This window comes from Methylobacterium sp. Gmos1, from assembly GCF_053764715.1.
In genome coordinates this window covers 64,490-77,425 of the sequence record NZ_JBSNCC010000012.1, presented here as the reverse complement: position 1 = coordinate 77,425, position 12,936 = coordinate 64,490, and the positions used below count along the sequence as shown (strand labels likewise).

Annotated in this window: 10 protein-coding genes; 4 read left to right on the top strand and 6 right to left on the bottom strand. The window is 70.0% G+C overall.

The annotated features are described in order from the left end of the window. Positions 1-11 precede the first annotated feature (11 nt). Positions 12-860, bottom strand: a complete 849-nt coding sequence (locus tag ACS5PV_RS21315; protein ID WP_455397455.1) for a zinc-dependent alcohol dehydrogenase — start codon at positions 858-860, stop codon at positions 12-14. A 126-nt stretch (positions 861-986) separates the two neighbouring features. Here ACS5PV_RS21315 and mdoH point away from each other — a divergent pair, with 126 nt between their 5' ends. Next, positions 987-2,792 carry a glucans biosynthesis glucosyltransferase MdoH gene (gene mdoH, locus ACS5PV_RS21310; RefSeq protein WP_455397346.1) on the top strand — a complete coding sequence of 602 codons (1,806 nt, stop codon included), beginning with the start codon at positions 987-989 and terminating at the stop codon, positions 2,790-2,792. Between the two features lie 88 nt (positions 2,793-2,880). Here mdoH and ACS5PV_RS21305 read toward each other — a convergent pair whose 3' ends face one another. From ACS5PV_RS21305 to ACS5PV_RS21295, 3 genes are all read right to left on the bottom strand, one after another. Then, on the bottom strand, positions 2,881-3,999 hold the full coding sequence (locus ACS5PV_RS21305; protein WP_455397345.1) for an aminotransferase class V-fold PLP-dependent enzyme: 1,119 nt from the start codon (positions 3,997-3,999) through the stop codon (positions 2,881-2,883). A 194-nt stretch (positions 4,000-4,193) separates the two neighbouring features. After that, positions 4,194-5,321, bottom strand: a complete 1,128-nt coding sequence (locus ACS5PV_RS21300; RefSeq protein ID WP_455397344.1) for a D-alanine--D-alanine ligase family protein — start codon at positions 5,319-5,321, stop codon at positions 4,194-4,196. Between the two features lie 94 nt (positions 5,322-5,415). After that, on the bottom strand, positions 5,416-6,318 hold the full coding sequence (locus ACS5PV_RS21295) for a LysR substrate-binding domain-containing protein (protein ID WP_455397343.1): 903 nt from the start codon (positions 6,316-6,318) through the stop codon (positions 5,416-5,418). 226 nt (positions 6,319-6,544) lie between these two features. On the opposite strand from ACS5PV_RS21295, the gene ACS5PV_RS21290 reads away from it, so the two are divergent. The 3 genes from ACS5PV_RS21290 (at position 6,545) to ACS5PV_RS21280 (ending at position 11,300) form a co-directional block, all read left to right on the top strand. After that, positions 6,545-7,843 carry an allantoate amidohydrolase gene (locus tag ACS5PV_RS21290; RefSeq protein WP_455397342.1) on the top strand — a complete coding sequence of 433 codons (1,299 nt, stop codon included), beginning with the start codon at positions 6,545-6,547 and terminating at the stop codon, positions 7,841-7,843. A gap of 73 nt (positions 7,844-7,916) precedes the next feature. Continuing rightward, complete coding sequence (locus ACS5PV_RS21285; protein ID WP_048436207.1) at positions 7,917-8,330, top strand: DUF3830 family protein; 414 nt, start codon at positions 7,917-7,919, stop codon at positions 8,328-8,330. Between the two features lie 141 nt (positions 8,331-8,471). Continuing rightward, positions 8,472-11,300, top strand: a complete 2,829-nt coding sequence (locus ACS5PV_RS21280; RefSeq protein ID WP_455397341.1) for an ATP-binding protein — start codon at positions 8,472-8,474, stop codon at positions 11,298-11,300. 223 nt (positions 11,301-11,523) lie between these two features. On the opposite strand, the gene ACS5PV_RS21275 is transcribed toward ACS5PV_RS21280, so the two are convergent. Beyond that, on the bottom strand, positions 11,524-12,300 hold the full coding sequence (locus tag ACS5PV_RS21275) for a hypothetical protein (protein ID WP_455397340.1): 777 nt from the start codon (positions 12,298-12,300) through the stop codon (positions 11,524-11,526). 157 nt (positions 12,301-12,457) lie between these two features. After that, positions 12,458-12,823, bottom strand: coding sequence for a hypothetical protein (locus ACS5PV_RS21270; RefSeq protein ID WP_455397339.1), 366 nt, complete (start codon positions 12,821-12,823; stop codon positions 12,458-12,460). Positions 12,824-12,936: the final 113 nt, after the last annotated feature.

Here is a 12,936-nt window from a genome sequence, read left to right as displayed (position 1 = left end):
GGGGGCTCCTGTCAGTAGCGGATCACGGTGCACAGCCCCGGCGCGCCGGGGGCAAGCAGGCGCGGCAGTTCGGCGGGCAGGTCGTCGAAGGCGACCTCCTCGGTGAGGAGGGCGTCGAGGCGGTCGTCGCGCAGGAGGTCGAGCGCCTTGAGGAGGCGGCGCCGGTGGCTCCAGCGCGGGCGGCGCGAGGCCGCCACCGCCCCGACCTGGCTCGCGACGAGGCGCAGGCGCCGGGCGTGGAAGGCGAGGCCGAGGGGGGCGGCGACCGCCGTCTCGCCGTACCAGCTCAGCTCGACGATGCCCGCCTCCTCCCCGGCGAGCGCCAGGCCGAGCGCCAGCCCGGCCTCGCTGGCGCTGGCGTGGAAGACGATGTCGGCCTCGCCCGGCGCCGCCTCCGGCAGCGCGAAGGCGAGGCCGAGCGCCCGCGCGGTCTCGGCCCGGGCGGGATCGCGGTCGATCAGACGGACCTCCGCGCCCGGCAGCCCGGCGCAGAGATGGGCGACGAGGAGCCCGACCACGCCGCCGCCGACCACCGCGATCCGGTCCCCCGGCCCGGCGCCGGATTCCCACACCGCGTTGAGCGCCGTCTCCATGTTGGCGGCGAGCACGGCGCGCCGCGCCGGCAGGCCCTCCGGCAGCGGGCACAGCGCGCTGCGGGGGGCGTTGAACGCCTCCTGGTGCGGCTGGAGCGCGAAGACGCGCTCGCCGTCCTCGGTCTCGGCCACCGCGCAATAGCCGTACTTGACCGGGAACGGGAACTCGCCCTCCTGCGCCGGCGCCCGCATCCGCCCGGCCACCGCCTCCGGCACGCGGCCCTCGAAGACCAGCCGCTCGGTCCCGCGGCTCAGGGCCGTCCACAGGGTGCGCGCCCGCACCGCGTCCGGCTCGGGCGGGGACAGGCGCTCTTGCCGCAGCTCCGCTCGGCCGGCCGCGCTATACCAGAGCGCCCGCACGGCGTCCGCCGTGCCGCTCCCGGATGCCTGACGATGCCGCAAACCGACTCCTCGGTGGTCACCCTCGCGGAGGGAGCGCCCCGCGCTCCTCTCACGACGCCGACGGGCCTGCAAGCCTGCATCACCCTGCGTCGCCGTCGCGGGCTGGTGCTCGGGCTCACGCTCGCCACCATCCTGGGCCTCGCGGCAGCCCTCGGACTGGTGCTGGCGCAGGACGGGCTCGACGGGCTCGACCTCGCGCTCCTCGCCTGCGGCCTCGCCACCCTGCCCTGGACCGTGCTGGGATTCTGGAACGCCGCGATCGGCTTCGTGCTCCTGCGGGCGGGCCGGGCGGGCGTGCTGGCGGCCGCGCCGCACGCGGCGGCCGGCGAGGGCGAGGCCCCGCTCCACCTCACCACCGCCGTGGTGATGACCCTGCGCAACGAGGACCCGGCCCGGGCCCTGTCGCGCCTCGCCCTCGTGCGCGAGAGCCTGGAGCGCACCGGCCACGGCTCCGCCTTCCGCTACCACGTGCTGAGCGACAGCGACGATCCGGAGGTCGTCCGGGCCGAGGAGGCGTGGGTCTCGCGCTGGCGCGCCGGGCTGCCCGAGGCGGACGCGGCCCGGATCCACTACCGCCGGCGCGCCGACAATGCCGGCTACAAGGCCGGCAACCTCCAGGAGTTCTGCGCCCGCAGCGACGCCGACCTGATGCTGCCGCTTGACGCCGACAGCCTGATGACCGGGCCGGCGATCCTGCGCCTCGTGCGGATCATGCAGGCGCATCCGCGCCTCGGCATCCTCCAGAGCCTGGCGGTCGGCGCGCCGGCCGGCAGCGCCTTTGCCCGGCTGTTCCAGTTCGGCATGCGCCACGGCATGCTGCCCTACACCCTCGGCGCCGCCTGGTGGGGGGCGGAATGCGGCCCGTTCTGGGGCCACAACGCGCTCGTGCGCATCGCCCCCTTCTCCGCCCATTGCCGGCTGCCCCCTTTGCGCGGCGGCGGGGCGATCCTGTCGCACGACCAGGTCGAGGCGGTGCTGATGCGCCGGGCCGGCTACGAGGTCCGGGTGCTGCCGCTCGAGGAGGGCAGCTTCGAGGACAACCCGCCGACGCTCCTCGACCACCTCACCCGCGACGCCCGCTGGTGCCGCGGCAACCTGCAATACCTGCGCCTGCCGGCCATGCCGGGCCTGATGCCGATGAGTCGGTTCCAGCTCGCCTGGGCGGTGATGATGTTCCTCAACCCGCCGGCCCTGACGCTGGCCCTGCTGCTCCTGCCCTGGCGCGCCGCGACGCACGAGGGCCCGGCGACGGGCGCCGCTTCGCTCTACCTCGCCTGGCTCGTGCTCTCGCTCGCCCCGAAGCTCGCCGGCTACGCCGCCGTGCTGGCGGACCGCGAGGCGCGGGCGGCCCATGGCGGGGGTCTCCGCTTCCTTGCCGGCACGATGGCCGAGGTCGCGGCCTCGTTCCTTCTCCTCGGCGCCGCGTCGGTGCGGCTCACCGGGGTGATGATCGGGCTCGCGCTCGGCCGTGCCGGCTTCTGGACCGCGCAAGACCGGGATGCCCGGGGCGTGCGCTGGGGCGAGGCTGTCCGCGCCTTGGGCGGCGTCACGCTGTTCGGGGTCGGGGTGTGCGGGGCGCTGGCCCTCGTCTCGCCGGCGCTCCTCGCCTGGAGCCTGCCGCTCACCCTCGGCAGCCTGCTCGCGGTGCCGTTCTGCGTCCTCACGGCGGCGCCGGGGCTGGGGCGGGCGATGGTCCGGGCGGGCCTGTGCGCGACGCGCGAGGAGATCGCGCCGCCGTGGGAGATCGCGCGGCTGGGGGAGGCGGGTGGCGGTGTCGCGATGGCTTCGGTCCGGTGAGCCGGTGGCCGGGACGTCCGACGCCTCGTTCCCATTCGAAAGATCGTACCGGCGGTCGCTCTCAACGACGGTGCAGGTCGGGCGGGCTCTACAAGGCGTGGCGCAGTGCCTCGACGCAACGCTTCACGTCACCCTCGTCGGCCCAGACATGTGGGCTGAGGCGCAGGGCCCCGGATCGTTCGCTCGCGAAGATGCCCGCCTGCCGCAGCCGATCAGCCAGGCCGGGCGGCAGGCCGCCCGCCGCGCGGAGCCCGAGGATATGCGGCGAGCGCAGGTGCCTCGCCGTCGCGGAGACGCTGAGCCCGACGACGCCCTCAGCCAGCTGATCGGTGAGGCGTCGCAACCGGGTTGCCACCGCCGACACGTCCCAGGACAGGACCAGTTCCAGCCCGGTCGCCGCCATCGGCAGCAGGATCGGATCGTTCAGCTCACCCCGGTCGTAGCGCCGTGCACCCGCCGCGGGCGGGCGGTTGCCGATGTTGTCCTCGATCGCTGTGCCTCCCTGCCGATGCGGTGCGGCATACAGAAAGGCGAGCCCGTAGGGACCGAGCGCCCACTTGTAGGTCGGGAAGGCCAGGAAGTCGGGGCGCCAGCGACCGACGTCGACCGGCAGGGCTCCCGCCGCCTGGGTCGCGTCGATCACCAAGGCGGCACCCGCGGCGTGGATGGCCGGAGCGAGCCGATCGAGGTCGATCAGCCCGCCGTCGGTCCAATGGAGGGGCGTCAGGGTCGCGACCGCGACGGGCGGTGCCCCGGGGCGTCCGATCGCCGAGAGCAGGGCTGCCGTCCAGTCACCGTCCGGCGGGCGCGGCACCTCCTCGACGATCAAGCCCCTGGCCGTGGCGAGCCGGTCGAAGGCGTAGCGCAGGGACGGGAACTCGTCGGCGACGCGCAGCACGCGCCCGCCCGGCGCGACGGCCAGGTTCGCGGCGGCGGTGGCCATCGCGTGGCTTACGGACCCCATGATGGCCACGTCGTCCGTGGTCGCGCCGATGAGCCTGGCCGCCACTCCCCGCGCCCGCTCGGCCTGGGCCGGCACCGCCTCGCGCGGGTGCTCCCAGGGCCGGGCCTTCACCAGCAAGCCCGCTTCCCCGGCCTCGCGCACGGCCCGCGGCAGCGGCGACCACGCTGCCGCGTCGAGATAGCTGACGTTGTCCGGGACCTCGAACAGGTGCCTCTGGCAGGGCAGGTGGTCGGTCGCGTCCATGCTAGCGCACCCGTGTCCGCGCATCCGGACATGGGCACGGGCTGCGCATGGTCGTCGGAGGGAGGAAGGCGACCGGCCTCGTCGCGATCCTGCCGCGACGAGGCCCGGAGCGGTTCATGATCCCGCCGGAGGCCTCTCCACCCGTGACACTCCGCGAGCAGGACGAGGCGGCTTGTGCCCGTTGCACGACGATCCTAGCCCTCGAACTCCCGCGTCAGCCCCCGCCGGGTCCGGTGCCGCTCCAGCGCCAGCTCCACGAGCCGCGTCAGCAGCTCCGGATAGGGCACGCCGGAGGCTTCCATCATCTGCGGGTACATGCTGATCGAGGTGAAGCCCGGCAGGGTGTTGACCTCGTTGAGGTAGAACTCGCCGCTCGCCCGGTCGAGGAAGAAGTCGACGCGGGCCATGCCGCTGCATTCGAGCGCCTCGAAGGCCCGCAGCGCCAGCGCGCGCACCCGCTCCATCTGCTCGGGCGCGATGTTGGCCGGAAGATCCACGCTGGCGCCCTCGGGGTCGAGGTACTTGGCGGCGTAGGAGTAGAAGTCGTGGTGGGGTTGCGGGTTCAGCTCGCTCGCGATGCTGACGAAGGGCGGGTCGCCGTCGAGCACCGCCACCTCGACCTCGCGGGCGTCGATGCCCTGCTCGACCAGCACCTTGGTGTCGTAGCGGAAGGCGTCGGCCAGCGCCGCGGGCAGGTCGGCCCAGGCCTTGACCTTATGGATGCCGACGCTGGAGCCCATGTTGCAGGGCTTGACGAAGACCGGCAGCGTCATCGTGGCGGCGATGTCGTCGAGGGTGACCGCGCCGCGCTCCCAGGCGCGGCGGGTGAAGGCGCGGTAGGGCGCGACCGGGATGCCGGCGAGGCCGGCGAGCCGCTTGGTGACGTCCTTGTCCATGCCGACCGCCGAGGCCATCACGCCCGAGCCGACATAGGCCGTCTCGGTCAGCTCCAGCAGGCCCTGGAGCGTCCCGTCCTCGCAGAGCGGCCCGTGCAGGACCGGAAAGACCACGTCGAACTCGGCGCGCGCCGGCTCGCCGTCGAGGGTCACCACGGCGGCACGGCCACCGGCGCCTTCGCCGGTTCCTTGCGCCAGGCGCACCTCGGGGCTCTCGGGAGGGATCGACAGGCTCTCGTCCCCGGTCTGGGTGATGCGGCGCAGGTCGTGGCGCTGCCAGCGCCCGGCCTTGTCGATGCTGACCGGGATCACCTCGAAGCGGTCGCGGTCGAGGTGGCGGATCACCGAGGCGGCGGAGCGCAGCGAGACCTCGTGCTCGCCGGATCTGCCGCCATACAGGACGGCGACGCGGGTCTTCTCGGTCATGCGCGAACCCTCGATCACCTGACACCCAAACATCCATGCCGCGCGGCACCCGCGGGGCGGCCCTGATTATCGCCGGATGAGGATTTCAGAAACCCTACGAGGCGCCACCGCCCGGATCGGCCCGGCCGAGCGCGTCGCGCATCAGCCCCAGGAAGTTCTCCGTCACGGCGCCGGCCGGCATCCGGCAGAGGGCGCAGACGTCGGCGACCGGGGCCGGGCCGGTGAGAGGGCGATAGGCGACGTCCGGCCGCTTCAGGGCGCCGACCGAATCCGGCACCAGGGCGATGCCGAGCCCCGCCGCCACGAGGTTCACCAGCGAGGCCGATTCGACCACCTGCTGCACGATTCCCGGCACGAAGCCGGCCGCGAGGCAGGCCTCGTGCAGGTGGGCGGCGAAGCGCGAGTCGCGCAGGCGCAGCGAGACGAAGGGCTCGCCGGCAAGATCGCTCAAGGCGAGCGCGGCGCGGGCCGCGAGCGGATGGCCCGCCGGTAGGGCGACCCCGACCGCCTCGGGCCAGGCCCGCACCACCCGCAAGGCGGGGTCGTCCGGCGGCGCGCGCAGGAAGCACAGGTCGGTGCGGCGGGCGTGCAACGCCGCCGGCTGCTCGCCCGGCGGCATCTCGTGCAGGCGCACCAGAACGTCGGGATAGCGCTCGTTGAAGCGCCGGATCAGCCCCCCGAGGGGGCCGGCGAGGATCGAGCCGGTGAGCCCGATATCGAAGGTGCCGGTGCGCCCGGCCCCGACCGCCCGGGCCTCGGTGCAGGCCTCCTCGACCTCCGCCAGGATGCGCCGCGCCCGGGCGAGGAAGGCGGTGCCGGCGGGGGTGAGCGCCACGCTGCGGCTGGTGCGCCAGAGGAGGGGGGTGCCCAGCTCCGCCTCGAGATCGCGGATCTGCTGGCTCAGCGGCGGCTGCGAGATGCCCAGGCGCTCCGCCGCCGCGGTGAAGCTCAGGGAGTCGGCCACCGCCGCGAAGTAGCGCAGGTGCCGCAATTCCACGATCGATCGGCCGGATCCAGACGAAAAACGACTGGACCATACGCAACGGAATATTGGAAGTCCAGCGACGCCGGCCGCAAGGATGGGCCCCGCGCTTCCAGCCTCGGGCGGTGCGGCTCCGGCCCGGATCGGCGGCTCAACTCAGCCACCCGAGCCGGCCAAGGGACGGCTGGACAGTCCCCCGCCTCGGCCATACCCCAAGGGACATCGATCGGACCCGACCGCCATGCAGCACGACCGGCCGCCTGATCCCGCATCCCCCGGCGACACCTCCCTCGGCGCCGTCGTGATGGCGCGCCTCGACGACCTCGCGCGCTTCAGCGACGACGCCGACGGGCTCACCCGCCTCTACCTCACCCCTGCTCACGCGGGCGCCGCCCGGCAGGTGGCGGCCTGGATGGAGGCGGCCGGCATGACGACGCGGCTCGACGCCGCCGCGACCGTGGTCGGCCGCTACGAGGCGGCGGTACCCGGCGCCCCGACCCTGCTCCTCGGCTCGCACATCGACACCGTGCGCAACGCCGGCCGCTACGACGGCAATCTCGGGGTCGTGACGGCGATCACCGCCGTGCAGGCCCTGCACGAGGCCGGCGAGCGCCTGCCCTTCGCGGTCGAGGTGCTGGCCTTCGGCGACGAGGAGGGGGTGCGCTTCCCCGTCACCCTCACGGGCTCGCGGGCGCTCGCCGGGCTCGTCCGGCCCGGCGCCCTCGACGCGCGCGACCGCGACGGGGTGAGCCTGGGGCAGGCCCTGCGCGATTTCGGCGGCGATCCCGACGGCGTGGCGGACCTTGCCCGCGATCCGGCCTCGGTGCTGGGCTACCTCGAGGTCCATATCGAGCAGGGCCCGGTCCTGGAGGACGCGGACCTTCCGGTCGGCATCGTCACGGCGATCGCCGGGGCGAGCCGCCTCGTCGTCACGGTCGAGGGCCGGGCGGGCCACGCCGGCACGGTGCCGATGACGCTGCGCCGCGACGCCCTGGCGGCGGCGGCCGAGATGGTGCTGGCGATCGAGGCCGAGGCGAACGGCACCCCGGACCTCGTCGCCACGGTGGGCCAGATCGAGGTGCCGCGGGGCGCCGTCAACGTCATCCCGGCGCTGACCCGCTTCAGCCTCGATCTGCGCAGCCCGAGCGACGCCGTGCGCCACGCCGCGCTGGCGCGCCTGCGCGCCACGTTCGATGCCATCGCCGGGCGCCGCGGCGTGACGGTGAGCGCGCAAGGCAGCTACGACGAGCCCGCCGCGTCCTGCGCGCCCGGGCTGATGGCGGCCCTCGCCGAGGGCGTCGCGCGGCTGGGCTGTCGCCCCCTGCACCTGCCGAGCGGGGCCGGCCACGACGGCCTGGCGCTCGCCGGCCTGTGCCCGATCGGCATGATCTTCGTGCGCTGCGCCGGCGGGCTCAGCCACTCCCCGGCGGAATCGGTCACCGAGGCCGACGTCGACGTGGCGACGCGCCTGCTCGTCGACGTGCTGCGCCGCTTGCGGCGGGAAACCTTGAGGCCGGAAACCTTGCGGCCCGAATCCTAGCTTCTCGACGCCCTGGCCCGGTCCTCGCTTCGAGGCCGGGCCTCGCCCCCATCCCCCACCAGGAGACACCCCCATGACGGAACTGAAGATCAAGGCCGGCCCGTTCGACCTCGTCGGCCGGCTCGAGCTCGAGAAGGCGCCCCAGACCTGCGCGGCCTTCCTCAAGGCGCTGCCCTTCGTGAGCGAGGTGATCCACGTGCGCTGGAGCGGCGAGGGCGTGTGGATGCCGCTGGGCGACCTCGATTTCGGCGTCGGCTACGAGAACCACACCAGTTACCCGGCGCCGGGCCAGATGATCCTCTATCCGGGCGGCATCAGCGAGACCGAGATCCTGCTCGCCTATGGCGGCGTGCATTTCGCCAGCAAGGTCGGCCAGCTCGCCGGCAACCACTTCCTGACCATCACCACCGGCATCGAGCACGTCTACGACCTCGGCCGCATGACGCTGCTCAAGGGCGCCCAGCCGATCCGCTTCGAGGCGATGTAGGGGCGGGGCCCCCTCAAGGCCACGCTTGCACTCACAAGATCCACTTGCGGCGGGGCGATCCGCCCCGTACGCCTGGCGCCAGAGGTCCGACCGGGCCGTCGCTCGCGACGCCCGGACGGGGCGCGGGGCGGCGCGTGTGAGATGAACCTGAAACGGTCCTACCGGTCTCTCGTGGGCGGCGTCTGGGCGGGCGTGCTGACGACCTGCCTCGGCCTCGCGACGGTCACGGTCTGGACCGACACCCGAGACTACGAGCGCACCATCCGCGACGCGCAGAGCACCGCCGAGGCGGTGGTGCAGGCGCTCGGCCAGGAGGCGAACCGCCTCGTCTCCTCCGTCGACATGCTGCTCAGCGCCGCCGCCGCCCGGGTCGACGCCCACACCTTCGGGGCGAGCCAGAACTACACCCGCCAGCTCCTCTCCGGCCTGATGGCCCACATCCCGGCGGTGATGGCCGTGCGGGTGCTGGACGGCAGCACCACCGGCGTGCTGTTCGGGCAGGGCGGGGCGGGCGCCGAGGGCCGCGCCACCGACGCCGACCTCGTCCACGCCGCCCTGGCGGTCGGCCAGTCCGAGCTCGCCATCGGTCAGCCGACCCGGATCGGGCCGGCGGATTCCTGGTTCGTCAGCGTCGCCCGCCTGGTGATGCCGCGCGCGGGCGAGACGCCGCTCGTCGCGGTGGCCGATCTGTCGCTCACCGAGCTGCAGCGGCTCTACGGCCGGCTCGACCTCGGACCCAACGGCGCCATCGGGCTCCTGCGCAGCGACGGCGTGATCCTGGTGCGCCACCCCTACGTGCCGGACAAGGTCGGCCGCAGCGTCGGCGGCGCCCTGGTGCGGGCCGCCACGAACTCCCTCGGCGGCACCTTCGACGGCAGCCCCTCGCCGATCGACGGCGTGCCGCGCTACGGCAGCTTCCAGCGCGTCGCCGGCGCGCCGCTCCTCGTCACCACCGGCGTGTCGAAGGACGAGACCCTGGCGGCCTGGCGCGAGGGCGTGCAGCAGGACGCCGCGGTGGTGCTGGGGATCAGCACCGTGCTCGTCGGCCTCGGCTTCGGGCTGACCCGGGCCCTGATGCGCCACCGCGACCTCGAGGCGGAGGCGCGGCGGGCCGCCGGCATGCTCTCGGCCGGCGAGGCGCGCTACCGCCTGCTCGCCGAGAACACCAGCGAGCTGATCGTGCTCGCCCACGACGACGGCCGGCGCAGCTACGTCTCGCCGGCGGTGCGGCGCCTGCTGGGCTACACGCCCGAGGAGGCCGTGGCGATGCGCCTGCGCGACTGCGTCCACCGCGAGGACCTCGCCCTTCTGGTGACCCAGGCCCGCCGCCTCGCCGGCGGCGAGACGCAGGTGAGCGTCGTCTGCCGCGCCCGCCACCGCACCGGGTCCTGGGTCTGGGTCGAGGGGGCGTTCCGGCGCATCCCGGGGGCGGCGCCGGGCGAGCCCGCGATCATCGCGACCTTCCGCGACGTCGGCGAGCGCCAGCGCCACGCTCGCGCCCTGGAAGAGGCGCGGATCACCGCCGAGCGGGCGAGCCAGGCCAAGACCGACTTCCTGGCCTCGATGAGCCACGAGATCCGCACACCGTTGAACGGCGTCATCGGCTACGCCGACCTGCTGCTCGCCGACCGCACCCTGCCGGGCCGGCACCGGCGCTACATCGACCGGATCGCCTCCGCGGGCGGGGCCTTGCTCACCGTCGTCGACGACATCCTCGACTTCTCGCGCATCGAGGCCGGCGGCATCGCGCTCGCCGAGGTTCCGTTCGCGCCCGCCGCACTCGTCGACAACGCCGCCTCGATCGTGCGCGGCCTGTCCGAGCCCAAGGGCCTCGCCCTCGACGTCGCCCTCGGGCCCGCGGTGCCGGACTGGGTCCGGGGCGATCCCGACCGCCTGCGCCAGATCCTGCTCAACCTGCTCAACAACGCCGTCAAGTTCACCCCCGCCGGCCGGGTCGCCCTGCGGGTCGAGGCCGAGGGCGCGGGCTTGCGCTTCTCCGTCACCGACACCGGCATCGGCATCGCCCCCGAGCAGCACGGCCGCCTGTTCCAGCGCTTCAGCCAGGTCGACGGCTCGATCCGCCGGCAATACGGCGGCAGCGGCCTCGGCCTCGCCATCTGCAAGGGGCTGGTCGAGCTCATGCACGGCACGATCGGCGTCGAGAGCCGGCCGGGCGCGGGCTCGACCTTCTGGTTCCGGGTGCCGCTGCCGGCCTGCCCGGCCCCGGCAGCGGAGGCCGCGGAGGGCCGGCCGGAGCCGGTGCACCCGGCCCGCCTGCTGCTCGTCGAGGACGTGCCGATCAACCAGGACCTCGCCCGGGCGGTGCTCGAAGCCGAGGGCCACCGCGTCGACGTCGCCGGCGACGGCGCGGCGGCGATCGAGGCGGTGCGGGCAAGAACCTACGACCTCGTGCTGATGGACGTGCAGATGCCCGGGATGGACGGGATCACCGCCACCCGCACCATCCGGGGCCTGCCGGCGCCCGCCGGCACCGTGCCGATCGTCGCGATGACCGCCAACGTGCTGCCGGCCCAGCTCGAGACCTTCCGGGCCGCCGGGATGGACGGCCATGTCGGCAAGCCGTTCAAGCGCGCCGAGCTCGCCGCGGCGATCGCCCGCCACCGCGCCGATGCCGGGCCCGCCCCGCTCCCGGCGCTGATCGACTTCGAGGCCTTCGCGGAGGCCCGCACCCTGATGGGCCCGGAGCGGATCGACGGCCTGCTCGGGATGCTCGCGGCCGAGCTGGAGCAGCGCTTCCGCGCCCGCAGCGGCGACCGCGCCGGCCTCGCCCGCGACGCCCACGCGATGATCGCCGCCGCCGGGCTCCTCGGCTTCACCGGCCTGTCCGACCTCTGCCGCGAGATCGAGGGCGCCTGCCTCGCCGGCGCCGACCTGCCGGAGCTCCAGCGCCGGATCGAGGCGGCGCGGGCGGCAGCCCTGGAGCAGATCGAGACGTTGCGGGCGGCGTAAAAATCAGAATCACATATAAAATATACTGTATGCGATTTTTGCCGCCCGTATCACTATCCGAAGCGAAGGCAAGTTGCTTGATGCCTACTCGGAGCCATGAATTATTTTAAGTTCCTGCCGACGCGTTCTATCGCCGGCTAGCAAAATGCTCTTAGCTGCTTTTTCCGCCGCTTCTTCGGGGGATGGGGTCTGCTCGCGTCTATTAATTAATCCCATAGTGGATCTAGGGCTGCGCTCGGGGTATTCTATGCTTTTGCGCTTTCCTAATACCATTACCGCCTCCACCGCTGATCGCTCTTCTTTGCAGGAAATCTGGGTTTAAGTCAAGATCGAAATAATGCTTCCTGTTTATCCACACAAATCCATCACTTTTCGATATAATCGCTACATCTATCTCTCCTCCGACCGACTCGACAGCCGAGGCAAATCTTCGCCGCAATGCTGTTATTTCGACCATCGCTCTAGCCATGTACGCCATTTCTTCCTTAGGAAGTGCGCGAATCGTATCCAAGATCGGTTTTATAAACGCTTTTCGTCGATATTCCTTGAATTGTTTGCCAAAATCCTCAATCATGGATTTAATTTCTTTGCTTTGTATGAATTTTTCTACTAGCCTTTCGTCTGCATCTAAAACTAAATCATCTATCATTTTATCAGTTTTACCGCGTAAAACCTGCATGAAAGTCTTTGAAAGAAATCTTAAATACTGAGGCGCGATCCCCTCAAGGAATAATTGAGCAATATCTGCTTGTGCAAATGGTATAATCGCAGCATCTTGGTTGCGTTTTTTATTTAGATCAAAACATTTGTTCGACCTCCATGTTCTAGTGAGTCCCAAGCATTTGCCATCGAATACATGGTGAGATATGCTTGGAAATAATTCTTCCCGCCCATATCCCGCGATGACAACTCCCGTATAATATTCCGACTCAATTTCATGACTTATAATAAGATATAGATATCTTACTACCGATTCGAGCGGATAATTGCCGATTCCCATGCCAAATTCTTCAATTACAAGGTTCTTTATTAATTTATTGAAATATTTTTTGAATTTATCATAATCAAACGGAACATTTATCTCTGTTGAATTGTGAATACTCCGCTCAAGTCGGCCAATTTTATTTAAAATATCATCTTGTATCTCTGTTCTATTATTATATTTTTTTTTCGTCCCTTAGATCTTCGAGAGCTTCTGCAAATATGAGTGCAAAACTTACGTCCTCAAAATCACGAGATGCAAATTTATCAGATTTAACAAAACTCACAAACTCATCGGCAAAATCATTGAGATTATCAAAAATTTTATCTTTGACTTTATACTTGAATTCTTTCACTATAACTTCCCATGGAACGCTCAAAAAATCTCCGCTATTGTAGATCATCACTCCAATATCGTTAGCGGGGCCGAAAGAGAACAACTTGTTTGCATGTTTCCAGACTCTATTTTTTCCGATTGTAACCGCGCTATCTGCAGCGAGCGCAACTGCTTGCTGATTAATAATAACGATTTCTGCTGTCATTTTCCCTAACCAAACTCACTGATCTGACGAGGTGGTGATAATTTTCTGTGTCTTAGTTTTTTTATTCGCAGTACCTCGCATTGTTCCATGTGCGCCTCAAAGCCACTGAGCAT

Coding starts and splice junctions, on each gene's coding strand:
- mdoH (WP_455397346.1), top strand. CDS start 987: ATGCCGCAAACCGACTCCTCGGTGGTCACCCTCGCGGAGGGAGCGCCC.
- ACS5PV_RS21305 (WP_455397345.1), bottom strand. CDS start 3,999: ATGGACGCGACCGACCACCTGCCCTGCCAGAGGCACCTGTTCGAGGTC.
- ACS5PV_RS21300 (WP_455397344.1), bottom strand. CDS start 5,321: ATGACCGAGAAGACCCGCGTCGCCGTCCTGTATGGCGGCAGATCCGGC.
- ACS5PV_RS21290 (WP_455397342.1), top strand. CDS start 6,545: ATGCAGCACGACCGGCCGCCTGATCCCGCATCCCCCGGCGACACCTCC.
- ACS5PV_RS21285 (WP_048436207.1), top strand. CDS start 7,917: ATGACGGAACTGAAGATCAAGGCCGGCCCGTTCGACCTCGTCGGCCGG.
- ACS5PV_RS21280 (WP_455397341.1), top strand. CDS start 8,472: ATGAACCTGAAACGGTCCTACCGGTCTCTCGTGGGCGGCGTCTGGGCG.
- ACS5PV_RS21275 (WP_455397340.1), bottom strand. CDS start 12,300: ATGGGAATCGGCAATTATCCGCTCGAATCGGTAGTAAGATATCTATAT.
- ACS5PV_RS21270 (WP_455397339.1), bottom strand. CDS start 12,823: ATGACAGCAGAAATCGTTATTATTAATCAGCAAGCAGTTGCGCTCGCT.